General features: G+C 66.1%; 22 protein-coding genes and 1 pseudogene. 14 read left to right on the plus strand and 9 right to left on the minus strand.

Features of this window, described 5'->3' with window-relative positions; all coding sequences use genetic code 11:
- Positions 1–23: 23 nt before the first annotated feature.
- Positions 24–284, minus strand: coding sequence for a hypothetical protein (locus ACWHYV_RS21465; protein ID WP_447978533.1), 261 nt, complete (start codon positions 282–284; stop codon positions 24–26).
- Positions 285–412: 128 nt separating this feature from the next.
- Here ACWHYV_RS21465 and rfaE2 point away from each other — a divergent pair, with 128 nt between their 5' ends.
- The 4 genes from rfaE2 to ACWHYV_RS21485 all read left to right on the plus strand — a co-directional run bounded on the left by rfaE2 (position 413) and on the right by ACWHYV_RS21485 (position 6,574).
- Positions 413–889, plus strand: coding sequence for a D-glycero-beta-D-manno-heptose 1-phosphate adenylyltransferase (gene rfaE2, locus ACWHYV_RS21470; RefSeq protein ID WP_447978534.1), 477 nt, complete (start codon positions 413–415; stop codon positions 887–889).
- Positions 890–938: 49 nt separating this feature from the next.
- Positions 939–4,391 (plus strand): transcription-repair coupling factor, encoded by a 3,453-nt coding sequence (gene mfd, locus ACWHYV_RS21475; protein ID WP_447978535.1) that lies wholly within the window; start codon positions 939–941, stop codon positions 4,389–4,391.
- 23 nt (positions 4,392–4,414) lie between these two features.
- Positions 4,415–5,338 (plus strand): peptidylprolyl isomerase, encoded by a 924-nt coding sequence (locus ACWHYV_RS21480; RefSeq protein ID WP_447980763.1) that lies wholly within the window; start codon positions 4,415–4,417, stop codon positions 5,336–5,338.
- 279 nt (positions 5,339–5,617) lie between these two features.
- Positions 5,618–6,574 carry a peptidylprolyl isomerase gene (locus ACWHYV_RS21485; RefSeq protein ID WP_447978536.1) on the plus strand — a complete coding sequence of 319 codons (957 nt, stop codon included), beginning with the start codon at positions 5,618–5,620 and terminating at the stop codon, positions 6,572–6,574.
- 10 nt (positions 6,575–6,584) lie between these two features.
- Here the strand turns inward: ACWHYV_RS21485 and yihA are convergent, their stop codons facing one another.
- Positions 6,585–7,268: a ribosome biogenesis GTP-binding protein YihA/YsxC gene (gene yihA, locus ACWHYV_RS21490; protein ID WP_447978537.1), complete on the minus strand. Its 684-nt coding sequence runs from the start codon at positions 7,266–7,268 to the stop codon at positions 6,585–6,587.
- Positions 7,269–7,319: 51 nt separating this feature from the next.
- Here yihA and mtgA point away from each other — a divergent pair, with 51 nt between their 5' ends.
- A complete protein-coding gene (mtgA, locus tag ACWHYV_RS21495) occupies positions 7,320–8,042 on the plus strand; it encodes a monofunctional biosynthetic peptidoglycan transglycosylase (protein ID WP_447978538.1) in 723 nt (240 codons plus the stop codon).
- Positions 8,043–8,123: 81 nt separating this feature from the next.
- Positions 8,124–8,441, plus strand: coding sequence for a quaternary ammonium compound efflux SMR transporter SugE (gene sugE / locus ACWHYV_RS21500; RefSeq protein ID WP_447978539.1), 318 nt, complete (start codon positions 8,124–8,126; stop codon positions 8,439–8,441).
- A gap of 55 nt (positions 8,442–8,496) precedes the next feature.
- Here sugE and ACWHYV_RS21505 read toward each other — a convergent pair whose 3' ends face one another.
- Entirely contained in the window at positions 8,497–8,934 is a 438-nt protein-coding gene (locus tag ACWHYV_RS21505) for a VOC family protein (RefSeq protein WP_447978540.1), read from the minus strand.
- A gap of 309 nt (positions 8,935–9,243) precedes the next feature.
- Between ACWHYV_RS21505 and ACWHYV_RS21510 the strand changes: the two genes are divergently transcribed.
- A complete protein-coding gene (locus ACWHYV_RS21510) occupies positions 9,244–10,821 on the plus strand; it encodes a PEP-CTERM sorting domain-containing protein (RefSeq protein ID WP_447978541.1) in 1,578 nt (525 codons plus the stop codon).
- Between the two features lie 64 nt (positions 10,822–10,885).
- Here the strand turns inward: ACWHYV_RS21510 and ACWHYV_RS21515 are convergent, their stop codons facing one another.
- The 5 genes and pseudogenes from ACWHYV_RS21515 to murJ form a co-directional block, all read right to left on the minus strand.
- Positions 10,886–11,806 carry an isoaspartyl peptidase/L-asparaginase family protein gene (locus ACWHYV_RS21515; RefSeq protein WP_447978542.1) on the minus strand — a complete coding sequence of 307 codons (921 nt, stop codon included), beginning with the start codon at positions 11,804–11,806 and terminating at the stop codon, positions 10,886–10,888.
- A 148-nt stretch (positions 11,807–11,954) separates the two neighbouring features.
- On the minus strand, positions 11,955–12,515 hold the full coding sequence (locus ACWHYV_RS21520; RefSeq protein WP_447978543.1) for a hypothetical protein: 561 nt from the start codon (positions 12,513–12,515) through the stop codon (positions 11,955–11,957).
- Between the two features lie 123 nt (positions 12,516–12,638).
- Positions 12,639–13,086 (minus strand): annotated as a pseudogene (gene dtd, locus ACWHYV_RS21525) (D-aminoacyl-tRNA deacylase).
- Positions 13,086–13,634, minus strand: coding sequence for a methylated-DNA--[protein]-cysteine S-methyltransferase (locus ACWHYV_RS21530; RefSeq protein WP_447978544.1), 549 nt, complete (start codon positions 13,632–13,634; stop codon positions 13,086–13,088). The pseudogene dtd and the gene ACWHYV_RS21530 overlap by 1 nt, the downstream one beginning before the upstream one ends.
- Positions 13,631–15,250 (minus strand): murein biosynthesis integral membrane protein MurJ, encoded by a 1,620-nt coding sequence (gene murJ, locus ACWHYV_RS21535; protein ID WP_447978545.1) that lies wholly within the window; start codon positions 15,248–15,250, stop codon positions 13,631–13,633. The genes ACWHYV_RS21530 and murJ overlap by 4 nt, the downstream gene beginning before the upstream one ends.
- A gap of 115 nt (positions 15,251–15,365) precedes the next feature.
- Between murJ and ACWHYV_RS21540 the strand changes: the two genes are divergently transcribed.
- The 7 genes from ACWHYV_RS21540 to ACWHYV_RS21570 all read left to right on the plus strand — a co-directional run bounded on the left by ACWHYV_RS21540 (position 15,366) and on the right by ACWHYV_RS21570 (position 23,189).
- On the plus strand, positions 15,366–17,111 hold the full coding sequence (locus ACWHYV_RS21540) for an AAA family ATPase (protein ID WP_447978546.1): 1,746 nt from the start codon (positions 15,366–15,368) through the stop codon (positions 17,109–17,111).
- Positions 17,111–18,640 carry a proteasome accessory factor PafA2 family protein gene (locus tag ACWHYV_RS21545; RefSeq protein ID WP_447978547.1) on the plus strand — a complete coding sequence of 510 codons (1,530 nt, stop codon included), beginning with the start codon at positions 17,111–17,113 and terminating at the stop codon, positions 18,638–18,640. The genes ACWHYV_RS21540 and ACWHYV_RS21545 overlap by 1 nt, the downstream gene beginning before the upstream one ends.
- Positions 18,631–18,822 (plus strand): ubiquitin-like protein UBact, encoded by a 192-nt coding sequence (locus tag ACWHYV_RS21550; RefSeq protein ID WP_447978548.1) that lies wholly within the window; start codon positions 18,631–18,633, stop codon positions 18,820–18,822. Before ACWHYV_RS21545 ends, ACWHYV_RS21550 begins: the two co-directional genes overlap by 10 nt.
- Positions 18,823–18,943: 121 nt before the next feature.
- Positions 18,944–19,720 (plus strand): proteasome subunit alpha, encoded by a 777-nt coding sequence (locus ACWHYV_RS21555; RefSeq protein WP_447978549.1) that lies wholly within the window; start codon positions 18,944–18,946, stop codon positions 19,718–19,720.
- Positions 19,713–20,510, plus strand: coding sequence for a 20S proteasome subunit A/B (locus ACWHYV_RS21560; RefSeq protein WP_447978550.1), 798 nt, complete (start codon positions 19,713–19,715; stop codon positions 20,508–20,510). The genes ACWHYV_RS21555 and ACWHYV_RS21560 overlap by 8 nt, the downstream gene beginning before the upstream one ends.
- Positions 20,511–20,544: 34 nt before the next feature.
- Entirely contained in the window at positions 20,545–22,020 is a 1,476-nt protein-coding gene (locus ACWHYV_RS21565) for a proteasome accessory factor PafA2 family protein (protein WP_447978551.1), read from the plus strand.
- Positions 22,021–22,286: 266 nt separating this feature from the next.
- Positions 22,287–23,189 (plus strand): hypothetical protein, encoded by a 903-nt coding sequence (locus ACWHYV_RS21570; RefSeq protein WP_447978552.1) that lies wholly within the window; start codon positions 22,287–22,289, stop codon positions 23,187–23,189.
- Between the two features lie 186 nt (positions 23,190–23,375).
- Here ACWHYV_RS21570 and ACWHYV_RS21575 read toward each other — a convergent pair whose 3' ends face one another.
- Positions 23,376–24,203, minus strand: a complete 828-nt coding sequence (locus tag ACWHYV_RS21575) for a mechanosensitive ion channel family protein (protein WP_447978553.1) — start codon at positions 24,201–24,203, stop codon at positions 23,376–23,378.
- Positions 24,204–24,259 lie beyond the last annotated feature (56 nt).

A 24,259-nucleotide genomic window follows, 5' to 3' on the forward strand; every position in this document is an offset into this window, starting at 1 on the left:
ACCGGCGGAAGACGCGCGGCCGGCTATTTCTTGTCGGCGGGCTTCTGCCCCTTGACCGCCTTGTTGACGGCTCCGGCGGCCTCGCTGGCCGCCTTGCTGATCCCCTTGCCGGCCTCGTTGCCCACCTGCTTGATCTTCTCCATCGCCTGGGGGATCGGCTTCGGCAGATCGTCCACGCGCAACGAGAGGCCGCTCTTCTCCTCCTCGGCGTGCGCCGCCGTGGCCAGCAGGAAGACGACGGCAAGCGCCCAGAGGCGTCTCGGACATCGTGTTGGTGCCATCATCGGACCCTCCTTGGCCGGCACTATACCATTTTTGCACCTGTCGCGCTCCACGGCCAGCGCGGGGACGCAGCAGCGCCTCGGCCGAAGACGGTGATGTATTTTGATCGGGCAGCAAGGTAAGATAAGCCGTGCGCGAGAAGATCAAGACGCGGGCCGACTTGGTGGAGATCCTGTCGAAACGGCGCGCCCAAGGCTCGCGGGTCGTCTTCACGAACGGCTGCTTCGATCTCATGCACATCGGCCATACCCGGTACCTCCAGGCCGCGCGCGACCTGGGCGATTGCCTCGTGGTCGGCGTCAACACCGACGCCTCGGTTCGGAGCCTCAACAAGGCCCCCGGGCGGCCGATCGTGCCGGACGTGCAGCGCGCCGAAGTCCTCGCGGCGCTGGCCTGCGTCGATTATGTCGTCCTGTTCGACGAGCCCGATCCCGCGCGGCTGATCGAAGCCCTCCGGCCGGATGTGCTCGTGAAAGGCGGGGACTGGCCCCTGGACAAGATCGTCGGCCGGGACCTCGTGGAGGCCCGCGGCGGGGCGGTGAAGACGCTCCCGCTCGTCCCCGGCGTCTCGACGACCACGTTGGTGGAGAAGATCAAGAAGTCCTGACCATCATTCGACGATCGTCGGCCGCCACCGGCAGACGCGCAAGAGCAGAGTGTCCGCCTCAAGCCATCCACTGCACTACTGGGACAACGTTCTCAAGCCGATCCGGGAGCGCCTCCTGGTGCCGCAGGCCCGGGCGCGCATCACGGGCGCCCACGGCGCGATGCCGGCCTTCGCGCTGAGCGTCCTGACTCGGGCCAGCGAGCGCTCGTCTCTGGTGATCGCGGCCTCTGATGAAGCCGCGCAACGGTTCTCCGACGACCTGCTCTTTTTCCAGACCCTCTTCGGGTTCCCCTCCGACGCCGTCCAGCTGTTCCCCGAGTGGGAGACGCTTCCCTACGAGCCAACCGCCCCGCCTCCGGAGCTGATCGCCCGGCGCATGCGTGCGCTCCTGCGCCTGACCGAAGGGGCGCGCACGGTGCTCGTGACCTCGGTGCCCGCGGTGCTCCAGCGGCTCATGCCCGCGGACGTGTTTCGCGGCGGCGGCCTCAAGTTCAAGGCCGGTCAGACCGTCGAGCGCGAAGCGCTGATCGCGCGCCTGCTCCGGCTCGGCTACCGCCGGGGATCGGTCGTCGAGATCCCGGGCGAGTTCAGCGTCCGAGGCGGCATCGTGGACATCTTCTCGACGGCCTACGACGAGCCGCTCCGCGTCGAGCTGCTCGGTGATACGATCGAATCGATCCGCCGGTTCGATCCCGCCACCCAGAAGTCGACCGACACGCTGTCGGCGGCATGGCTGCTCCCGGCCCGCGAAGTCGTGTACCCGGAAGAGGACCCACGGGCCCTGGAGCCCCTGCCGCCCGACGCCGAATGGCGCAGCCCCAACGTCTACGACGCCATGGAGACGCTGCTCGAGTATTTCCGGCACCCGCCGATCATCGTGCTCGATCAGCCCGATGCGCTTTCCGGCAAGGCGCAGGAATTCCTCGACGAGGCCGCCGACGCCTATCTCCGATCGGACAGGAGCGAGGCCGGCGAGTACGCGGCGCCGGACGCCTTGTACCTCACCTGGGAAGAGCTGCGGCGGCGGCTCGAGGACCGCTCCTGGCTGGCTTTCGAGCCGCTCGGAGGCGGGGACGCCGGCTGGCAACCCACGGTCGCCTTTCCGGCCCATGCTCCGAGCAGCGTCGGTCTGGCTCAACGCGGGACGCCGTTCACCGAAACCCTCCAGCGCTTGAACGAGCTCCGGCAGGCCGGCCCCGTGGTCGTCGTGGCGCGGTCCCGCGGGCAGGTCGACCGCCTCCTCGCGCTGTTCGGCGAACAAGACCTTCCGGCCGAGCGGTGGAAGCCCCAGGATCTTGCGGTCTCGACCCAAAAGCCGCCGTTCTCGGTGGTCCAAGGCGAGTTGTCCGCCGGGTTCGTCGCTCCGGAGGCACGGTTCGCCATCGTCACCGAGGAGGAGTTGTTCGCCAAAGGGATGCGGCACCGGCCGGCGGCCAAGAGCCGGACGGCGACCTTCCTGTCCTCGCTCGAGGACCTGAACGCCGGGGATTTCGTCGTGCACGTGCAGCACGGCATCGCCCGCTACGAAGGCCTCAAGCGACTCGCCGTCCAGGGCTTCGAGAGCGATTATCTGATCCTGCGGTTCGCCGGCGGCGACACCCTGTACGTGCCCTTGGATCGATTGAACCAGGTCCAGCGCTACAAGGGGGCCGAGGGGCATGCACCGAAGCTCGACAAGCTGGGCGGGACGAGCTGGGAGCGGACCACGGCGCGGGTCAAGAAGAGCATCGAAGAGATGGCGCACGAGCTCGTGGAGCTGTATGCCAGCCGCGAGGTCGTCCAACGGCATGAGTACGGCCACGATACGCCGTTGACGCACGCGTTCGAGGCGGCGTTCGAATACGAGGAGACGCCCGACCAGATCCGTGCGATCGAGGACATCAAGCGCGATCTCGCCGCCGCGAAGCCGATGGACCGGATCGTCTGCGGCGACGTCGGCTACGGGAAAACGGAAGTCGCGATGCGGGCGGCCTTCAAGGCCGTCGAGCACAATCGCCAGGTGGCGGTGCTCGTCCCGACGACCTTGCTCGCGCAGCAACACTACGACAACTTCTCCCAGCGCTTCGGCCCCTTCCCGATCAAGGTCGGCTTGCTCTCCCGGTTCCAGACGCCGAAGGAAGCCAAGGCCGTCCTGGCGGGGCTCGCCGACGGCTCGATCGATATCGTGATCGGGACCCACCGCCTGCTCCAGAAAGGCGTCGTCTTCCGCAACCTCGGGCTGGTGGTGATCGACGAAGAACAGTGGTTCGGCGTCCGCCACAAGGAACGGCTCAAGCAACTCCGCACGCAGGTGGACGTGCTGACGCTGACGGCCACGCCCATCCCGCGGACGCTCCAGATGGCGATGTCGGGCCTCCGGGACCTGTCCGTCATCGAGACGCCGCCGCCCGGGCGCCTGGCGATCCGGACGCACGTGATGAAGTTCAGCGAGGAGACGGTGCGGGAGGCGATCGTGCGCGAGCTGGGCCGCGGCGGACAGGTCTACTTCGTCCACAATCGCGTCCAGACGATGGAACGGACGGCCACGTGGCTCCAGCACCTCGTTCCCGAAGCCCGGATCGTCATGGCGCACGGGCAAATGGACGAGCGCGTGCTCGAGGGCGTCATGCTCAAGTTCCTCAAGCGCGAGGCCGATGTGCTCGTCACCTCCGCCATCATCCAGTCGGGCCTGGACGTGGCGAACGCCAACACGATCCTGGTGAACCGCGCCGACACGTTCGGCCTCTCCCAGCTCTACCAGCTTCGCGGCCGCGTCGGCCGCTCGGGCCAGCAAGCGTATGCCTACTTCTTCACGCCCGACGAAGGCACGCTCACGACCGACGCCCAAAAGCGGCTGCTGGCGATCCAAGAGTTCACGGAGCTGGGCGCCGGATTTCGCATCGCCGCGGCGGACCTCGAGATTCGCGGGGCGGGCAACTTCCTGGGGAAGCAGCAGTCGGGCCACATCGCCGCGGTCGGGCTGGACCTGTATCTGCAAATGGTCGAGCAGGCGGTCCAGCAGATCAAGGGGACGGTGGTCGAAGAGGAGCCGGACCCGACCCTGCACCTCAACGTCTCGGCCTTCATCCCCGACACCTATGTGACCGATTCGCACCAGCGGCTCTCGCTCTACAAACGGCTGACGTCGAGCACGCAGATGGGGGATCTGGCGCTCTTGAACGGGGAGATTCAGGACCGCTATGGTCCGCTCCCGGAGCCGGTCGAGCGGCTGTTCGAGGTCATGCAGGTGCGGATCTTGGCGAAATCCCTGCGCTTGACCTCGCTCGAGCTCAAGGACCAGGCCGTCGCCCTGGCGTTCGATCCCAAGCGCCCCCTCCCCGAGGAGGGGATCCGCCTCCTCATGGATCGCTATCGCGGCCGGTTCAAGCTCTTGAGCCCGCTCTCTTTCGAGCTTCAATTGACGCACGCCGACTGGTCGCAGCAAGCCCCCGAGCTGACCGCTGCCTTGCAAATACTGGGAACCTGTGGTACCAAGAAATCCGGAGCCGCAGTCACCGCCTGAGTGGAGCACCAACCGTGATCAGCATGCCGAGCCGCACATGGGGGCGAGCCGCCTCGGGGCGGGCGCACGCCGTCCGGCGCCTCGCGGCCGCCGGGGCCCTGGCGGGCGTGCTCCTGACCGGCGCCTGCGCGCAGGAGCAGTCCGGGGAGTCCCCGGTCCTCGCGGTGGTCAACGGGAAGCCGATCACCCAGGCGGAATTCGAGTATCGTTGGTCCGAGCTCTCGGAGTCCGGCCGGGCCCGCTACGAAAGCCAGGGGGGAAAGAAGAAGTTCCTCGACGACCTGATCTCCCGGGAGATCCTGCTCCAGGAGGCCAGGCGCCAGGGCTTGGATCAGAGCCTGGAGCTCCGCGAGCGGCTGGCGCGGATCAAGGAGCAGCTCTTGTTGGACGAGCTGCTCAAGGAAGTGGCCTCCGCCCCCGTCCAGGTTTCCGACTCGGAGCTGGAAGCCTACTATGCCTCGCATGCGGACATGCTGCTCGCCGCCCGCCAGATCCGCGGCGCCCACATCGTGCTCCAAAACGTGTTCCAAGCGCGGGATCTCAAGCACCAGATCAATCAGGGCGCTAACTTCTCGAAGCTCGCCCAGCGCTACTCGCTGGACGAGAAGACGAAAGCGGATGGCGGCGAGTTCGATTTCTCGCGCAACGGGATGATGGATCCCGCCATCGAGCACCTCCTGCTCACGCTCAAGCCCGGCGTCGTCAGCGATCCGATCGAGACACCGGCCGGCTTCCACCTGATCCGCGTCGTGAGCCGCGGACCGGACGAAACGAAGCAGGTCGAAGCGGTCCGGCAGCGGCTGAAGCGGGAGCTGTACGCGGAGAAGCGCCGCCAACAGGTGGAGGAGGTCTTGGCGAAGCTCCGGTCCTCGGCCAGCATTCGGGTGGCGACCGCGCCCGATCAGATCACGCAGGGACTTCGCTCCGTTGCCGGTCACACGCCCTAGCCCGCATTATTCATGAGCGCTTCTACTGCACCCGCCGATACGCCGCTCCGACACAGCTTGGGTGCGTGGTTCATGCACCCAAGCGGGCGGGCTCGCCCCTCAGGGCCTCAACGTACTGGTCAAGTACGCCTCGGCCCCTCGGGGCTCCGCGCGCCCGTCTCGCATGGCGTCTTGGCGGTTTCGTCACGAACCGCCATGCATAATGCGGGCTAGCTCCTCGTCTCACGAGATCCCCTGTTTCCAGACGCTCTGGCCATGACGGCACACCGCAGAGTTGGCGTGGGGCACCGGGGGTCGCATCGCCGGGCCGTTCCGCGTCTTGCGATCGTGGGTCTCGCCATGCTGTTGGCTTTCGGCCCGCTCCACGTTGGAGGCGCGTCGGTCTCCGACCGCATCGTGGCGGTGGTCAACACCGAGCTCATCACACTCTCCGAGCTGAAGGCTGAAATTTCGGCCGAAGAGAAGCGACTCAGGGAGCAGTACCGTGGCGACGAGCTCGAGCGCCGGCTGCGCCAACTCCAATACCGCGGGCTCACACGCATGATCGAGCGCAAGCTCCAACTGCAGGCGGCGAAGGCCCGCGGGGTCGACGTGGGAGACGAGGAAATTCTCAAGGCGCTCAAGGAGCTCCGGCGTCAAGGCGAGCGGGTCGATGAGAACAACCCGGCCGACAAGAAAAGCGTCCGGGAACAACTGACCCTGATGCGGGTGGTCGATCGCGAAGTGCGGAGCGGCATCATGGTCTCCGAGCAGGAAATCAAGCGCTACTACGAGACGCACCAGGACCGGTTCTTGATGCCCGACGAGTATCGCATCAGTCAGATCCTGATCCGGCCCAAGGCGATCGAGACCGAAGAGGAAGCGAGGAGCCGCGTCGCCGCCATCTACGCACAGTTGAAAGCCGGCGCGGATTTCACCGACCTCGCGTTGAAGTATTCCGACGGGCTCGAATCCACCAAGGGCGGACATCTCGGGTACGTCCGGCAAGGGGAATTGCTGCCGCAGATCGAACGCGCGCTGACGGCGCTCACGCCCGGCGAAGTCAGCGAGCCGGTCCAGACCACGGAAGGCTGGCACATCATCCGGCTCGAAGAAAAGCGCCCCCCGCAGTTCCGGCCGTACGCCGAGGTGAAGAACGAGATCCAGGCGCTGGTCTACGAGCAGAAGAGTGAAGACGTCTTTCAGGTGTGGCTGGCGGACTTGAAGAACAAGGCCTTCATCGAGGTGAAGTTTTAACGGCCGTGCGTCATCGGCCGTCGGCGTGGTGAACGTCGGCGCTCCCGTCAGGGCCGCCGTCAGCACTGCTGAGGCCTCGAGCACCCTTCCCGCCTTCCCGGTTCAGCATCGCCTTTCGGATGACCTGCCAGAGCTCGTCGGTTCCTTCCCGCGTCACCGAGGAATAGGGCAAGACCTCGGCGTCGATCCCAAGCACCGCCCGGACGGACTCCAGCGCACGTGCTTGGGCGCCGCGTGCGAACTTGTCGATCTTGGTGGCGACGACGATCGGACGGCGGCCGATGTCGATCAGCCAGCGGTAGGTCAGCTCATCCTGCGGCTGCGGCCCGCGCGCGTCGACGAGGAGCAGGACCGCGCGAAGCGGCGCGCGATCGGCCACGTAGCGCTCGAGCAGCGGGCCCCATTCCTCCCGCACCGACCGAGAGACCTTGGCGTAGCCGTAGCCGGGCAGGTCGACCAGATAGAAATGCCGGAGCGCCGGGTCGGAGGTGGTGATGCTGAAGAAATTCAACAGGCGCGTCTTCCCGGGCGTCCGGCTGACTTTGGCCAGAGCCTTCCGGTGCAACAGGGAGTTGATCAACGACGACTTCCCGACGTTGGAACGCCCCACACAGGCCAATTCGGGCCGGCCGTCCGCCGGGCACTGCTCGAGTCGGGCGCAACTCTTCACGAATGCGGCGTCGAGAACCTTCACGGTGCGTCTCCATCGTGCCTTCCCGCGGGCCATTTGCTGTATCATCCCGTCATGAGCAAGTCAAACCAGAGGACCGTGCCGCGCCTGCTCCTCGTGCTCATCGTCGCGGTCGGGTTACCGCTCGGGGCACTCGCCTGCTACTGGCTGATGACCTTCCCGGACGTCGGGCGGCTGGCCCACAGGAACCCGAGCACGACCGCGTTGATGGAGACACGCCGGGCCCAGGATCGGGGCGGGACCGTACACTGGAGCTGGGTGCCGCTCACGAAGATCTCCCCGCATCTGCAACGAGCGGTGATCGTCGCCGAAGATGCCTCCTTCTACCGGCACGAAGGATTCGATTGGGAAGGGCTGAAGGACGCCGCCGTCAAGAACCTCGAGCAAGGCCGCTGGGGCCACGGCGGCAGCACGATCACGCAACAGTTGGCGAAAAATCTGTACCTGACCACCGAGAAAAGCCTGTGGCGAAAGGCGCGCGAGGCGCTGATCACGCGGGAGCTCGAGCACCGGTTGACCAAGAAGCGGATTCTCGAGCTGTACTTGAACGTGGCCGAGTGGGGGCGGGGCGTCTATGGGGCTGAAGCCGCGGCCCGCCATCACTTTCGAAAATCGGCGGTGGACCTCACGCGGGAAGAAGCGGCGCTGCTCGCCGCCATCCTCCCGTCGCCGCGGCACTATGATCCGCTCCGCAAGACCCGCTACGTGCTGGTTCGTCAGCAGCAGATCCTTCGCTGGATGGACACCCGTTCCGCCGTGGCGAGGAGGTCGACCTGACGGCATTCGGCTACGCCCCGTCCGCGCGGCCGGCGATCGCACCCGGCGCAAGGACCTTCAGGATCCAGGCAAGGAGGAGGCATGGAGTGGTTCTATCTGTTCGTGGCGGGCGTCTTCGAGGTCGTGTGGGCCATCGGGCTCAAGTACACGGAAGGGTGGACGCGGCTCTGGCCCAGTCTCGGCACCCTCGCGGCCATGGCGGTCAGCTTCGTGCTGCTCTCGCATGCGCTCCGCTCCATCCCGGTGGGAACGGGATACGCCGTCTGGACCGGGATCGGCGCGGCCGGCACCGCGGCACTCGGCGTCCTCCTCTTCGATGAATCACGCCAGCTGGCCCGGCTGCTGTTCATCGGGCTCATCGTCATCGGAATCATTGGGCTGAAACTGACGACCCGATGACCAGCTTCATCGCCTCCATGCCGAGCATCTCCGGCCGTTCCGCGGATTACCGGGATTAACGCGGCTCGTCTCTGTCGCCGACCTCGGCGTGCTCCCGCTCGCCGAAGATCGCCGACTCGTATTTGTAGTGTTTGAATTCCAGGAGATTGCGCGACGGATCCTCCAGAAAGAACGTCCCGTGCTCGATCCGGGTCCCGACGAAACGCCGGCGGGGCTGCTGGTAGAACGCAAGGCCCTTGGCCTTGGCTCGTTCGGCAAGCCGCTGCCATTCGTCCTCAGACCTGAAGATCAGCCCGAAATGGCGAGGATAGATGCCCTGCTGCCGCTCCAGGCGCTGACGGGTGAGCTGGGCCACGATCTGGTGCCCGCCGAACTCCAGGGTCATCGCCGAGGGCGATTCGCGCCCCAACCCGCATCCGAGCCCGTCCACATAGAATCGCTTCGCCTCTCCAAGGTCATGGACGGGAAAGGCCAGATGAAAGAGCACGTCCATATTCTAGAACCTCCATTCGGACTCCCTTCCGATCATACTGCGGTCCAACCGTAAAACTGTCGGCATTTTTTACGGTCCCGGCGCATCCGGCGTCCCATCTCGTTAGAGCTTGAAAGCGTAGGACATTGTGCGATTGGTTGGACGGGGCTGCACCGACAGCCGGCAGAACACTGTCAAGAAATACGACAGGCCGCGAGTGATTCCTCGCCGGCGATTCGAAGGAAATCAATGACATGGAATAGGTATTTCTCTTGCTCAAACCAGAAGGCTTTGCCGTCAGCCACAACTCGTAAAGGAGAGGTGAGAGGTATGGTCTGTCTGATCGATGCCAAAAAATGGGTGCTCTCGGTGTTCACGATCGTCCTGCTCGCCCTCCCTCACTCCGGCTGGGCGGGCTCGATCTTCCTCACCGGCCATGACCCGGATTTTCACGCTCAGAGCGGGCCGGGAGAGAATCCGACGGGGGCGCAGAAGATCAACCAGGTTGCCGTCGACTTCATTTCCGACCCGGCATTCAACCCCTTCACCTCCGGCACCAGCCAACTGCTGTTCGTCGAATCCAAGGGATCGATCCCCGGGGGACACCGACAGGGCGCCCTGGGCATGAACGCGAGCGGCATCACCAACTACGTGCATCATGACTTCACCACCTTGAACGCCGCGCTGGACCAATTGGGGACCACGTACCACGGGATCGTCGTCGCCTCCGATTTCGGCGGAATCCTGCGCCAGGCGGAGCTCGACATCCTCAATGCCCGCTCGGGCGACATCATCAACTTCCTCAACGCGGGCGGCGGGATCTACGCCATGGCGCAGAGCAACAACGGGGCGCAACTCACGCCGGGAGGCGGCCATTTTGGCTTCCTCCCATTCATCGTCACGAGCACCTCATTCAACCAGACGGAAACCGGCATCACCGTGACGCCCTTCGGCCAGAGCTTGGGGCTGAGCAACGCGGACGTCAACGGCAACTTCTCTCATAACGTGTTCACGAACACCGGCGGGTTGAACATCGTAGACGTGGATCAGTTCGGGAACATTCTCTCATTGGCGGGACGGGGCCGGGTCGACACGGGTGGCGTCACCCCTGGCACGGTCCCCGAGCCAACTTCCATCGTTCTGCTCGGCTCCGGGCTGGTCGGCTTCGCGCTCTGGAGGCGAAAGAGATGGGCGGCGATTCCGATGAAGTCCTTGAAGGTTTTTGTCCTGTCTGCAGCGATCGTCGCAGCCGCGGCGTGGGCTCCGTCGGGCGCATGGGCGGCGGCGGTCGGCCCCACGCCGTACCTCAGCTTTGCGGATAGCCCGTTCAACGGCCTGCCTTTCGGTTACTTTCATCTCGAGACCTTCGAAGACCATGCGCTCAACACACCGGGTGTGACGGGCAGCCCGGGCGGGGTCACGAGCATCGTGTTCGGACCCTCGATCCATGACTCGGTCGATGCCGACGACGGGCTGATCGATGGAAGCGGCCTCAACGGCGATTCTTACTTCCACAGCCCGGGCAGCCAGGGCGTCACGTTCGCGTTCGATCAGACCGTGTTGGGATCCCTGCCGACCCATGCGGGGATCGTGTGGACCGATGGCGCGGGGACCACCCTGTTCGAGGCCTTCGATGCCTCCAATGTATCGTTGGGCACGATCGGCCCCGTTGCAATCGCCGACGGCAGCTTCAACGGCGAGACGGCGGAAGATCGCTTTTTCGGGTGGGTCCATGCCGGAGGCATCTCGAAAATCGTCATCAGCAATGCCAGCGGCGGGATCGAGGTGGACCACCTGCAGTATGGCGGGGGTGTGAACGGTCCCGCACCGGTGCCGGAGCCGAGCGCGTGGCTCCTGCTGGCATCCGGGCTGGCTGGGCTCGCGGCTTGCCGAACGAAGAAGGGCTGAATCTCGCGGAGGGCGACCGAAGGGCCTTGCCGTCGCACACGGCAAGGCCCTTCGTTTTTTTGGATCACCGAAAGCAATCGTGGACGGTCGGCGGGCCTTTTCCGGCCCAATGGCCGGCCGCCATGCGAGGCGAGGTGTGTTGGATCGCCAGCCGGCCTCGTGCATCCAGCACCAGCGCACCGGCCTCCCCCCGAACTCGGGTGACCAACTTATCCAAAACCACACGGGTCGCGGCCCCCACCGCCGCTCCGGTCGAGAGCCGATCGACGATCTCTTTCGCGACCGCGAGCCGGATGATCGTCTCGCCGATCCCGGTCATCGAGACCGCTCCCCCTGCATTGTCCGCGTAGACGCCGCAGCCGATCAGCGGCGTATCGCCCACCCGGCCGGGCAACATCACGGAGACGCCGCCCGTCGAGGCCCCGGCCGCAAGAATCCCCGCGGCATCCAGCGCCACGGCCCCGACCGTTTCCAATCCGCTGCTGCGGGGCGCCAGGCGCCGGTACACGGCCAGACTCTTGCGATTGACCGCCTTGCGCCGACGGTGGGCCTCACGGGCGATCTGCTCGCGGGTCGGTGCGGGAAGCCGCTCGAGACGACACTGCCGTGCGAACCGGGCGGCGGGGGCTCCCACCAGCAACACATGGTCGGTTTCCTCCATGACCAATCGCGCTGCGGTGATCGGATGGCGAATGCCCTCGATCGCCGCCACGGCGCCCGCGCGCAGCCCCCGCCCTTCCATGATCGAGGCATCCAGCCGCCTGGCGCCATCCAATTGCAACCGAGCCCCCACGCCGGCGTTGAAGAGCCCGGAGCCTTCCAGCTCGCGGATCGCCGCTTCGACGGCCGCCAGCGAGGTGCCTCCGGCGTCGAGGACGGCAAAACCCGCCCGCAGCGCTCCTTCCAGGCAGGCGCGTTGCCTCGCCGAGAGCGTCCGCCGGCCGGCGCCGCCATGGACTGCGATGACCGGAGCGCGCGACCTCAAGAGACGTGTCCAGCCGAGATCGTCCGGAGGGTTGGGACCGGCACCGGCCGCGTCGGAAGGACGCCGGGCCCCCAGAGAGAGCCGCGCTCGCGGTGGAGCCGGGACCGGCCGAGGCGGCACACGCGTTGGAGCAGCATGCGGGTATGGCTTAATTGAGCAGCAGGTCTTTGGCCTTGCGGTAGGCGGGATCCTGCATCCGGTCGAGGTCGGAACGCACGAACCCGAGTCCGGTCACGCACAGCTCGAAGTTCTCCGAGAGCTTGCGGAACAGCGGAGAGGTCTCTTCGCTCTCCAGGTACTGCGCCACCATGCCGTAGGAGCGCTTCCCCGTCTTGACGTAGTCGACGAGAAAGTCCTGGTGATAGATCAAGCTGGCGGTCTTGAGTCGCGTGAGATATTCCGGGAACAGGCCGGCCATGAACAGCGTGAAGTCGCCGATGTGACGGTGCACGTCGCGCTCCCGTTCGAACGACTCGGCCTGGAGCAGCACCTCGGATTCGAACAGCATTTCGACGACCGTCGCCAGGCGCCGGCCGTGTTGATTGCGGATCTTGAAGAGTTCGTCGGAATGCGTGAATTCGACGAGGAGATTCGAGACGTAGCCGGTGATCTTCTGATCGGGCCAGCCCAGCTTCTCGGTAAAGCTGCGCTCGGTCAACGCCGCGAACAGCCGGCGCAACGGATGATGTTCAGGGATAAGAGACCCCATAGTCACCTCCCGCTGTTGTCAGTATGCCATCCCACCGTTTCCGTGACAAGTTGTGTGCCGCTTACAGACCTCGTCCGAACCCTGCAGCTTTCTCGGAGGTTGGAGCCCGAACCTTGATACGGCTCAGGAGGAGCGGCTGTCGAGAAGGAACGTCACGGGCCCATCGTTCACCAGGCTCACCGTCATATAGGCTCCGAATCGTCCGGTTTCGACCGGCACCCCGCGCGCGCGGCACCCGGCGATCGCGTGCTCATACAGCGCCGCGGCGAGATCCGGCGCCGCCGCGGTATCGAAGCTCGGCCGGCGCCCCTTCTTCGTGTCTCCCAACAAGGTGAATTGTGACACGAGGAGCACCGCGCCCCCCCACGTCGGCCACCGAGCAGTTCATCTTGCCCTCCCGGTCTGCGAAGATCCGAAGCCCGAGGAGTTTGTCGACGATGTAGTCGGCGTCACGCTCCGTGTCGGCTTTGGCCACACCGAGCAGGACCAACAGTCCTGCGCCGATCCGTCCCACCGTCCGACCGTCCACCGCGACCGTCGCCTCGGTCACCCGTTGGATGACGGCCTTCATCATCCGCACCGCCGCCGTCGAAGGGCGCTCAAGGTCCCTTCGTGCTCGAGCAGTCGTCGCTTCGCGCGAAGCCCGCAGGAAAAACCGCCGAGCCGGCCGTCCGCGGCCACGACCCGGTGGCAGGGGACGATCAGGGGAACCGGGTTGGCTCCGCAGGCGCCGCCGACGGCTCTGGCGTAGGCGGCGCCCCCGACCCGGTCGGCCACCCAACGGTACGATCGCACCCGACCATAGGGGATACGGAGCAGCGCGTGCCAGACGCGTCGTTGAAAACCCGAGCCGGCCGCCAGATCGAGCGGCACCGTGAACACGGTGCGCGTACCGTCGAGAAACTCCAGCAGCTCCTCCTTGGCCTGCATCACGATGCTCGATGCGTGCCGGTCATCCTGGCCGGGTCGTGGATCGAGCGTCCCGAATCGCCCTTCACCCAGCTCGGCCGCGGCCGCCTGCTTGGTCGACATCGGCAGGACGACACGGGTGACGCCGGCGGCCGAGGCCGCAACTCCCATCCATCCCCACGATGTCGCGAACACCAAGTGCCGGCTCATGTCACGACTCCCAACCGACCGACCTTGCGCTTGACCATTCCGAGCAACACCTCCAATTCTTCCGAGCGCATCAAGGCGTGCGCTCCCATGTATCCCGTCACGCTCAACCCGATGCCGACGAACAGCATGATGCTCTTGGCCGCCCATTGCCCCTCCCGGGTCCAGACTTCCAGCCCGGCAACCCAAAGGCAGGCGACGGCGACCGGCAGCGCCGCGACGAGCACCCGGCCGGCCGACCGCCCGACGGACCGCCAGTCCATCCCGCCCAAGCGCCGGTTCAGCACCATGACGAGCGTCCCGACGTTGAGCATGCCGGCAAGGGCCGTGGCCAGAGCCAGCCCGGCATGCGCGAGCCACTCCATCAAGACGAGCGAGAGGAGGAGATTGGCCAGCACCGCCACGACGGCGATCACCGCCGGCGTCCGGGTGTCCTTGAGTGAATAGAACGCCGAGACGATCACGCGCATGCCCGCAAACGCCCAGAGACCGACGGCATAGCCCAGCACCGCCAACGCCGTCGCCCGGGTGTCCGCCGGCGTAAAGCTGCCGTGCTCAAAGAACACGTGCACGATCGGGTGCCGCAACAGGATCAGCCCGACCATCGCCGGGACGATGATGAAGAGAATCATCCGGAGGCCGAACGCCAAGGTGCCGCGCAACTCTTCGATCGCCCCGCGCGCCGCCTGGGTCGACAGCGTCGGCAGGATCGCCGTGGCCAGGGCGACGCCGAAGATGCCGAGCGGGAATTGGATCAGGCGCATGCCGTAGAACAAATAGGTCGGGCCGCCGGAAAAGAACGACGCGAGGATCGTGCTGATCGTGATGTTCACCTGGGTCACCGAAAGACCCAACAGGCTGGGCACGATCAGCGCGCCCACCCGCCGAACTCCGGCGTGACCGGGCTGAAAGCGCCAGGAGAACAGCATGCCTCTCGACCGGAGGCCCGGCAACTGCATCACGAACTGCGCCGCGCCTCCGGCGACCACGCCGATCGCGACCCCGTAGATCGGGTGGGCCAGGAGCGGGGACAGAAACAGCGCGCAGCCGATGATGAAGACGTTGAAGAAGACCGGCGAGAGCGCGGGCGCCGCAAAGGCCCGAAGCGAGTTGAGCACGCCCATCGCGAGCGCGGCCAGGCTGATGAACACGAGGTAGGGGAACATCAGCCGCGTGAGCAGCGTCGTGAGGGCGAGCTTCCCGGGGTCGTCGTGAAAGCCGGGCGCCAGCAGCCAGACGAGCCCGGGCGCTGCCAGGATCCCGAGCACGGTGACGCCGATGACGATCGTGAGCAGCGTGGTGAACATCGCGCTCGCCAGCTCCCATGCCTCGCGCTTGCTGCCCCGCGTGTGGTATTCCGTGAAGACCGGGATGAAGGCCGCCGACATCGACCCTTCGGCGAAGAGCTCGCGCAGCAGGTTGGGGATGCGGTAGGCGACGAAAAAGGCGTCGGCGGCCGGGGTGGCGCCGAAGAGGCGGGCGAGCACCATGTCGCGGACGAAGCCGAGCACCCGACTGGAGAACGTCGCGGCGCCGATGAGGCCGGCGGCCCGGACGACGGCGTGATGATCGTCGCCCGATCCGCCGGCAGCACGCTCGATGTCGCCGGGCCCGGACATGGCGGCGGATTCTAGCCGGTTGCCTGGTGAATATCCATATCGCGTCAGGTGGAACGTGCAAGACCGGGCTCGGAGAAGTGTGATAGCATGAGGCTCTTGCCACGACGGAGGCGCTATGAGTGACCATCGCGAGGGAGAGCGGGGGCCATGGACATCCTCGGCCCCGGACAACGAGCCGGGTCGTCCGCGGGCGGAGGGGCGGAATCCGCTGGTGCTCCTCGATGAGTGCCTGGCGGCCTGCCCCGACGGCGACCCGCGGCAACCCCTCCTGTACAAGCTCCGCCACCTCCTGATCCAGCAGGGTGCGGCCGCCCAACAGCGCGAAGCGGAATTCACGAAGTTGAGCGAGGTGGTCTCGAAGCTCACGGCCCCCGCCAACCGCATCGGGATGTTGCTCGAAACGCCCGCCGAGGGGCTCGCGCGCATCAGCGTGGGGGGCGCCGAATACTATACGAACGTCGACCCTCGGGTACCGGCCGGCGAGCTGAAGATCGGCACCCAAGTGCTGATCAACGAGGCCTATGCGGTCGTGAAGACGCTCGGCTACGATCGGAGCGGTCCCGTGTTGAAACTGACCGAGGCCCTCCCGGACGGGCGCCTGCGGTTCGAGCAGGAGGCCGGGCGGCAGGCGTTGATCCTGCAGCGCTCGAGCGACCTGGTCGGCGCGGAGTTGAAGGCGGGCGATGAGATCCGCATCGATCCCAGCCACCGGATCGCGATCGAGCGGCTGACCTCGAAGGCGGCGACCTCGCATGTGCTCGACGAAACGCCCTCGATCACGTGGGAGCAGATCGGCGGTCAGCGCGCCGCGATCGAGGCCATCCGAAAAGCGATCGAGTACCCGTTGCTCCACGCGGCCACGTTCAGCCGGTTCAAGTTCACCCAACCGAAGGGGTTCCTGCTCTATGGTCCTCCGGGATGCGGAAAGACGTTGATCGGGCAAGCCGCCGCCGCGAGCCTGGCGAAGCTGGTGGGACAATCGGACGCGGGGTCCGACGACCAGCCGACGATCACGTCCGGCGCGTTCCTGCACGTCAAGGGGCCCGAGATTCTCAACATGTGGCTGGGCGAATCCGAGCGGATGGTCCGGGACCTGTTTGCGCAGGCACGGGCGCGACGGAACGCCGGCGCGCTGCCCTTCATCTTCATCGACGAAGCGGAATCGATCCTCGGAACGCGGCGCGCGCTGCGCTCCTTCAACATTTCCAATACGCTCGTGCCGATGTTCTGCGCCGAAATGGACGGGATCGAGTCGCTGCGCGACGTGGTCATCATCCTCGCGTCGAACCGGCCGGACCTGATCGACCCCGCCGTGCTGCGTCCGGGACGCATCGATCGCAAGATCAAAGTCAGCCGACCGGATCGGGAAGGCGCCGCCGACATCCTGCGGGTCTATCTGACTGCGGAGCTGCCGCTGGACCGCGAGCTGCTCGCCCGTCACGGCGGCGACCGGGCCGCGGCGTGCGCGGCGATCATCGACGAGCTCGTCGATGCCATCTTCCGGCGGAGCGACGAGAGCCGGCTGCTGGCGATCCGCTTGCGCAGCGGCCAGAGCAAGGTCCTGTACCGCGGGGACCTCGTGTCCGGCGCCATCCTCGCCTCGATCGTGCAACGGGCCAAGGAGCGCGCGATCGAACGCGCCATCCGGCGGCCCGACGACCCGGACGCCGAGGGGCTGAACTTGGACGATCTCCTCGCCTCGACCGATCGCGAGTTCCGGGAAGGTGAGATGCTGCCGCCCGATGACGCCGCGGAAGAGTGGCTGAAATTGTTGGACCATCATCCCGAACAGGTCGTCGGGATCTCCTCGTTCCGGAGCGGACGCCGGAGCGAGGAACGCACGGTCGCGCAGATCATTTGATGCGTTTGTTCGGCCTCGAGACGGAATACGGCATCGCGCGCGAGGACCTCTCGTCCATGGATCCGGTCGTGGAGTCGATGGAGCTCGTCCGGGCCTTCCTCACGGCGGGCTTCGAGCGCCGTTGGGATTACAGCGGGGAAGATCCGCACGAAGATGCGCGCGGATTTCGCGCGGCGCGGCTTCAGCAGGACCGCGAGGAGGACGAGTTCGCCGAACGGGACGCACGCCGGCCCTTTTCATTTCACGAGATGAAGAGCGATCTCGTGCTGCCGAACGGCGCCCGCTTCTATAACGACCATACCCATCCGGAATACTCGACGCCGGAATGCCGCAGCCTCAAGGCCCTCGTCGCCCACGACCGGGCCGGCGAACGGGTCGCCCAGCTCGCCGCGGACCGGCGCAATGCGGTACTGGGCGGGCCGAAGATCCAGCTCTACAAGAACAACACGGATTTTCACGGGCACAGCTACGGCTGCCACGACAACTATCTCGTGCCCCGCGCGATCCCGTTCTCCCGGCTCGTCGCCGGCCTTCTCCCCTTCCTCGTCAGCCGCCAGCTCATCGCCGGGGCCGGCAAAGTCGGTCTCGAAGGACAGGAAGAGGAGTTCCGGCCGGGCCTCTACCAACTCAGCCAGCGCGCGGACTTCATGGAGACGGACCTCGGCGTCGACACGATGCACAACCGGCCGATCCTGAACACCCGCGACGAGCCGCACGCCCGCCGCGACAAGTATCGCCGCCTGCACCTGATCGTCGGCGATGCGAACATGTGCGAGCTCGCCACCGCGCTGAAGGTCGGCACGACCCGGCTGGTGCTCGACCTCATCGCACGGGACGCGGCCCCCGACCTCGAGCTCGCCAACCCGGTCGAGGCGATCAAGGCCCTGTCGCGGGACCCGGATCTCAAAGCCGTCGTCGCCAGGCGGTCGGGTCGGACGATCACCGGCCTGGAGCTGCAAGCGGCGTACTATGAGGCGGCAAGGCGCACGTTGGGCGGCATGGATGAGGAGACCGACTGGGTCCTGAACGAGTGGGGAGACACGCTGGCGCTCTTGGCGGCCGATCGCGACCGGCTCGTGGGCCGACTCGACTGGGTCACGAAGCGCTGGTTGCTGGAGACCTTCGTGCGCGAGGAACGGATCGGCTGGGACGATCCATGGCTCGCGAGCCTGGATCTGGAGTACCACAACGTCAACCCGGACCGCGGACTGTTCCTCGGCCTGGAGGCGGACGGCCGAACGCGCCGGATCACCGATGAAGCCGCCGTTGAATCCGCCCTGACCCTCGGACCTCCCGACACGCGAGGGGGCATCCGCGGCCTCTGCATTCGGCGCTTCCCGAAAGACATCGAGGCCGTGCAATGGGAGCGCATCCAGTTCCGCGGATCCCCGCGCCTCACCCTCGATCTGGGCGACCTCTTCGAGCCGGTCGAGGTCGAGGCCCTGACCGCCATCGTAGAGCGTGCCGGCTCGCCGGCCGAAGCGCTCGCACGCTGGCACGAACGAAAGGAACGCGCATCATGCCTGTGATGACATGGGAACGACGAGAACGCCCGCTCGATCCGATGCCGAAGCCCTTGGACCCTTCCGAGGAGGGCGGAGGCCCGAAGAGGCCGGACTCCGGCTCGCCGGACAAAGACAACCTGCTCAAGCGAATGCGGAAGGTCGATCCCAAGCAGGCGGAACGCTACCGGCAGCGGACCGGCGAATAAGGATGGGAACGCCCAAGTCCGGCGGGGGCCGGACGTGTGGAACGGCGTACCGGGGGCTCCCGCCTGCCGGTGCGGCCCAAAGGCGGCGACGAGCCGGCCGGTGCGGCGAGAGGAGACGAGCATGGGAATGGAAGGCGACTTCCTGCAACTGCTGAAGGAACAGGGGTACGTATTTCCAACGGCCGGGGAGGCCCGCCAGGAGCGGGCGGACATCACCCGCGGGACCACGATCCTCGCGATGAAGTACGCCGACGGGGTCCTCGTCGCCGGTGATCGCCGGGCCACGGCTGGGAACACCGTCATGTACGACCGGACGGACAAGGTCCTCGAGCTCGATCGGCACAGCCTCATGGCCATCGCCGGCGTCCCGGCGACCGCCTATGAGATGGCCCGGGTCCTCGAGCACTCGTTCAAATACTTCCGCCGGACGCAACTGCAGGAGCTCAGCTTCGAGGGCAAGTTGCGGGCCGTCTCGAAGCTGCTCAAGGAGAACGTCCCGGCCGCATTGGCGGGCACGGGGGCGGTGGCGCCGATCTTTGCCGGCTACGACTTCGAGCAGGGCTGCGCGAAGATCTACTTCTACGACATCCTGGGGGCCGAATTCGAAGGCGTGGAATACGCCGTGTCGGGGTCCGGCTCGCCGACGATTCGCGGGATCCTCCACTACCTGAACACGTGGAGCGATCGGCCGCTCAGCCGGCTTCCGGAAGAAGAGGCGGCCACCCAAGCCCTCCGCCTGTTGACCTGTGCGGCGGAATTCGACTCGGCGACCGGCGGGGTGAACCGCGAAGCGAATCTCTACCCGGTCGTGAAACTGATCACGGAACGGGGTGTGCAGACCCTCCCGGAGACCCGGCTGAAGGCCCTGTTCGAGGAAAGGGTGGTCCGCCATGTATGAGGAGCCGTACCGCTGGGTGGAGGCGGTCGGAAACCGCCGGCAGTACCTTGACGAGCAGTTCGCCCAAGGGAGCCCCGTCGTCGCCGTCGGCTACGACGACGGCATTCTCCTGCTCACCGTGAGCCGCGGCACGCCGAAGCTCTACGAGATCTATGATCGGATCGGTTGGGGCGGCATGGGCCACCCGGCCGATCTCGAAAAGCTCCGTTTCAATCTGTTGGAGATGGCGCATCTCGAGGGCTTCAACCGCTCGCCCTCGGACGTCACCGGACCACGGCTCGTCAAATATGGGCTCGCGCCGGCGATCAAGCAGGCGTTCGAGGAAGTCTTCCGCGCGCCGTTCATCGTCAAGATCCTCCTCGCCGAGCTCGGCGGCAAGCCCGAACGGGACGCGTTCCTCACGATCGATTACGACGGCACGTTCGAGGAGTCGCCGCGCCATGCCGCGGTCGGCGCCACCGCGGCGGTCCAGAGCGCCATGACGGCCTACCTGGACCGGCTGCCGCTCCGCCAGGCCGGGATCGAGGCGGCCTTTCCCGCCGCGTTGAAGGCATGGGCCGTCGGCTCGGTGCGCCAACGACGGGAGACGGAGGACGCCAAGGCGGAGCCCGACGCGAAGGCCGAATCCGCCGTGCCGACGGATCCCGAGTTGGAGCAGCATCTTCGTGACACGCTCGGTGGAAAGCGCATCGAGTGCGCGCTCCTCGAGCGCTCGTTCCCGGGATCGTCGAAGTACCGTCCGCTCAAGCCCGAGGACGTGGCGCGGCTCTCGCCGGCCTGGCTCCGCTAGCTCGGGTCAAAGTTCCGTTGCCCCGGCACCGACCATGGTCAACCGCATTCTCGGCCTGGAAACCGAATACGGCCTCTTGATCAATCAGGACCGGCCGGAGCACTCCCCCACGTGGATCGCCCATCGCATCCGCGATCACATCTTCCACGTCCAGCAGCGCGGCGTCCTCGATCTCCATCATCGCGGGCATGACGAGCCCCCGGGCAACGGCGGGTTCCTGACGAACGCCGGACGGATCTATCTCGACATGGGCCACTTGGAATTCGCCACGCCCGAATGCGCCACGCTGACCGATCTCCTGTCCGCGGATCGCGCCGGCGATCGGATCCTTCAGGGCGCCATTCAGGAGCTGGGCCTGGCCGACAGCGTGTCGCTGATCAAGAACAACATCGACCATGAGACCGACGCGACGTTCGGATGCCATGAGAACTATCTGGTCTCGCGTCGGTTCCCGTTTTCGCGGCGCGGCCTGAATCAACTGGTGCCGTTCCTGGTCACCCGGCAGGTCTTCACGGGGGCGGGCCGGATCGGGCGCGCGCGCGCGGTCGAAGAATGGGTCCACCGCGGCCAGTTGATCGTGCGCCGGGCCTCCCTCCATGACCGCGCGCTGCCGTTTCAGATCTCCCAACGGGCCGATCACATCGTCAACGATTTCTTCGAGTGGGTGCAGCAGAACCGGGCGATCGTGAACACGCGGGATGAGCCGCTGGCGGACCCGAACCAGTTTCGGCGCATCCACCTGCTGCTCGGCGATTCGAACATGGCGGAGGTCGCCTCTGCGCTGAAGTTCGGGACCACCTCGCTCGTGCTCCAGTTGATCGAGGACGGCCACTGCCCCAAGGGCCTCGAGCTGCGCGAACCCGTCGAGACGCTGCAGGAGATTTCCCAGGACCAGGAGCGCCGCTGGCTGGTCACGCTCGACTCCGGGGCGACGATGTCGGCCATCGACGTCCAGGAGCGCTATCTCGAAGCCGCGGACCGGCACTACCGGGGTCAGGACGACGAGACGGACTGGGTGCTCGACGAATGGGCGTCGGTCCTCGCCGACCTGCGCGGGGACTACACGAGGCTCGTGGGACGGGTCGATTGGGCCTCGAAGCTCTGGTTGCTCGAGTCCTTTCGGGAGAGTGAAGGCGTGGAATGGGACGACCCGGTCATGAAGAGCCTGGATCTCGAGTACCATAACCTCCATGACGGAAAGGGCTTGTACTTCGGGCTGGTCGAGGAAGGGCGGACCCCGAGGGTCACCACCGATGCCGCCGTCCGGATCGCAGAGGATCAGCCGCCGCGCAACACCCGGGCGTACGGCCGCGGTGAGCTGGTCCGGCATCTCTTGACCTGCGGCCCGCCGGGGGACACCGAAGGTTTGGCGCCGGAGACGCGATTCCTTCCGCCGTACGTCATCAACTGGTCGGCCTTCCAACTTCGGGGCCGCGCGCCGTTCCTGATGCCGAATCCTTTCAAGAGCTACGTGCAAGAGGTACGCGGTCACCTGACCGCCGGTCGCTGAATCCGCGATCGCCGGTGAGACGATTTGTCCCAGCCGGGACAGTCGTTCTTGCGCCGAACCTCCCGAGAACCCGGCGTTAATGACGATCGGCCCCCCATCGTTCAACAAAACGTTCCCGCCCGCTTTCCGATGTGCCGGCTCTTGTCGCGGTCCCGTGTAGTAACGGGTTGGAATTACAGGAATCAGGGGCATGCGGGAGTCGGGCGGGGCCTGAGGCCGTCAGCATGGCCCGCGTCTTGCCCTCCTGACTCCCCACGGTTCATGCCATGAAACGCGACATCGATCCCGTCAAAATCATCAAGATCCTGCCCGTCCCCAAGTCCTCATCGCAGCCTCCGTTCATGGACCCTGGCTGGGCTTCGAAGCTGGCGGCCAAGATCCAACGCGCGGTGAGTCGCGGGGCCGCTTTGATCTCGGGGCAGTCGAGGCAAACAATCGATTCGTGTCGGCGGACGATGACGGCCATGCGAGGCAGGATCGTCGATCGGCTGAGGACGCGGCCGTGGGGCGGCGAGCTTTCAAGGGACCAGGCGCCGCTTGCACCACCTCAAGAGACCACGCGATTGGAGGAAGGGGGGACCTCGTCCTCTGCAGCAGGGAGCGACGCCGGGGCCCCCGTTCCGCCGCAGCCACCCGCCCCTGTCCGCCACTCGACTTTCCCTGGCGTCGGGCCCGTTGCCCGGGACCGTGTCCGGCTGATCTGGGATCAGGCCGGTTTGAAGGGCCGGGAATCCTGGCTGCTGGGCAAGAGCACCTGCAAGCGGATCGGCCGGCAAGCGCACGCCCGGCTTCTGCTGTCGACACGCTCGGCAGTCGTCTGGCTGCTCACCCGAAGGGATCAGCTCCGCCGGCAGGCACACAGCCTTTCGGCTGCCGCCTCCGACCGCCTTGGCGCCCTTCGCCGCTCACGAAGTCGGCCCGCCGGGCAGGTCGACCAACTTTCGGCCATGGCCGAGCGGCAGCAGGCCGAGCTCCTGGAGCTGCGTGCCGAGGTGACCGCGTTGAAAGCCGAGTTGGTGAAACAGGCGCAGGCCCTCTCGGAGGTCGCCAAGCGCGTTCGGTCGATCACCAGCCGGCATCCCTCACACTCACCCGAAGGCGGTGGACATCGCCGCAGCCTCTCGAAGCGCAACGGGCAGGGGGAATCCGAAACGCGCCCCGACCACTGAGAATGGGGAAATAGGGATAGAGGGGTAGTGGGGTATGGGATAGTGGAGTAAAGAGGTAGGAGCGATCCACCCCTTTCTCACCCCCTCTACCCCATACCCCCATACCCCTCTATCACTGCCCCTACTCACATACCCCTATCACTTATCCCTACTCCCCATACCCCTCTCTCACTTACCCCTACCCCATCACTTATCACTACGACTTCGCTCCAAGAAACGGCGGAGGATCGCCTGTTCGATCCTGGCCGTCCGGTGGGAGGGAGCGGGGATCCGCAATAAAAGGTCGACGCGCCCGGGCTCGGGAAGATGGAGCGTCACCCTCGGTTGCACCGAGGGCGCATCCAACCATGCCTTGCCTTCCAACTGCTTCATGTGGTGCGCGGCCTCTTCCATGAAGGAGGCGCACTCCTCCGCGGCGATCTCCAACAGCCATTTCTCCGCCCGTACCCAGTCCTGCTCGAGCGCGAGCGGCACGGTGACGATGTGGACCGTGTACTCTTTCATGTAGGTCTCGTTGACGACCGGATGGCTGAGCAAGAGGCTGTTCGGAAAGGTCACGGCCCGGCCGGTGTATTGAGAGGAGCTGTGACCGGGTCCGACTTCCAGGACCGTGGTGGCCAGCAGGTTTTGGTCGACCACGTTCCCGCGGGTGGTGCCGATCTCGATGCGATCACCCAGCGTATATGCGTTCGTCCCCGCTCGGACGACCGAGCCGCTGAGGCAGAGGATCAGCTCCTTGGTCGCCAAGACGAGCGCGACGGCAATGGCGACCAGCGAGACGGCGAACGTGCTCAGCTCATGGGCCCAGATGAACACCAGGCCCACGATGAAGATCAGCGCCGCGAAGTTTCGGATCGTCAGGACCCACCGACGGCGGGTCTCCACCGACAACGTCTGGCTCGCAAGGACGGCGCGGGTCAGGGCGATCCGGAGCATCAGCACGATCGCCAGCAGCGTCAACGACTTCAGGACGTCTGGAATCAAGGCGCTATCGGTAAAGGGCAACGACATCATGTCTGATCTCCTCCGGATCGGCGGCGCATGGCTGCTCGGGCTTGGAATCTGCTAGT

Source organism: Candidatus Nitrospira bockiana (assembly GCF_965152565.1).

Coding starts and splice junctions, on each gene's coding strand:
- ACWHYV_RS21465 (WP_447978533.1), bottom strand. CDS start 284: ATGATGGCACCAACACGATGTCCGAGACGCCTCTGGGCGCTTGCCGTC.
- ACWHYV_RS21480 (WP_447980763.1), top strand. CDS start 4,415: ATGCCGAGCCGCACATGGGGGCGAGCCGCCTCGGGGCGGGCGCACGCC.
- mtgA (WP_447978538.1), top strand. CDS start 7,320: ATGAGCAAGTCAAACCAGAGGACCGTGCCGCGCCTGCTCCTCGTGCTC.
- sugE (WP_447978539.1), top strand. CDS start 8,124: ATGGAGTGGTTCTATCTGTTCGTGGCGGGCGTCTTCGAGGTCGTGTGG.
- ACWHYV_RS21505 (WP_447978540.1), bottom strand. CDS start 8,934: ATGGACGTGCTCTTTCATCTGGCCTTTCCCGTCCATGACCTTGGAGAG.
- ACWHYV_RS21510 (WP_447978541.1), top strand. CDS start 9,244: ATGGTCTGTCTGATCGATGCCAAAAAATGGGTGCTCTCGGTGTTCACG.
- ACWHYV_RS21520 (WP_447978543.1), bottom strand. CDS start 12,515: ATGGGGTCTCTTATCCCTGAACATCATCCGTTGCGCCGGCTGTTCGCG.
- ACWHYV_RS21530 (WP_447978544.1), bottom strand. CDS start 13,634: ATGAGCCGGCACTTGGTGTTCGCGACATCGTGGGGATGGATGGGAGTT.
- murJ (WP_447978545.1), bottom strand. CDS start 15,250: ATGTCCGGGCCCGGCGACATCGAGCGTGCTGCCGGCGGATCGGGCGAC.
- ACWHYV_RS21540 (WP_447978546.1), top strand. CDS start 15,366: ATGAGTGACCATCGCGAGGGAGAGCGGGGGCCATGGACATCCTCGGCC.
- ACWHYV_RS21545 (WP_447978547.1), top strand. CDS start 17,111: ATGCGTTTGTTCGGCCTCGAGACGGAATACGGCATCGCGCGCGAGGAC.
- ACWHYV_RS21550 (WP_447978548.1), top strand. CDS start 18,631: ATGCCTGTGATGACATGGGAACGACGAGAACGCCCGCTCGATCCGATG.
- ACWHYV_RS21555 (WP_447978549.1), top strand. CDS start 18,944: ATGGGAATGGAAGGCGACTTCCTGCAACTGCTGAAGGAACAGGGGTAC.
- ACWHYV_RS21560 (WP_447978550.1), top strand. CDS start 19,713: ATGTATGAGGAGCCGTACCGCTGGGTGGAGGCGGTCGGAAACCGCCGG.
- ACWHYV_RS21565 (WP_447978551.1), top strand. CDS start 20,545: ATGGTCAACCGCATTCTCGGCCTGGAAACCGAATACGGCCTCTTGATC.
- ACWHYV_RS21570 (WP_447978552.1), top strand. CDS start 22,287: ATGAAACGCGACATCGATCCCGTCAAAATCATCAAGATCCTGCCCGTC.
- ACWHYV_RS21575 (WP_447978553.1), bottom strand. CDS start 24,203: ATGATGTCGTTGCCCTTTACCGATAGCGCCTTGATTCCAGACGTCCTG.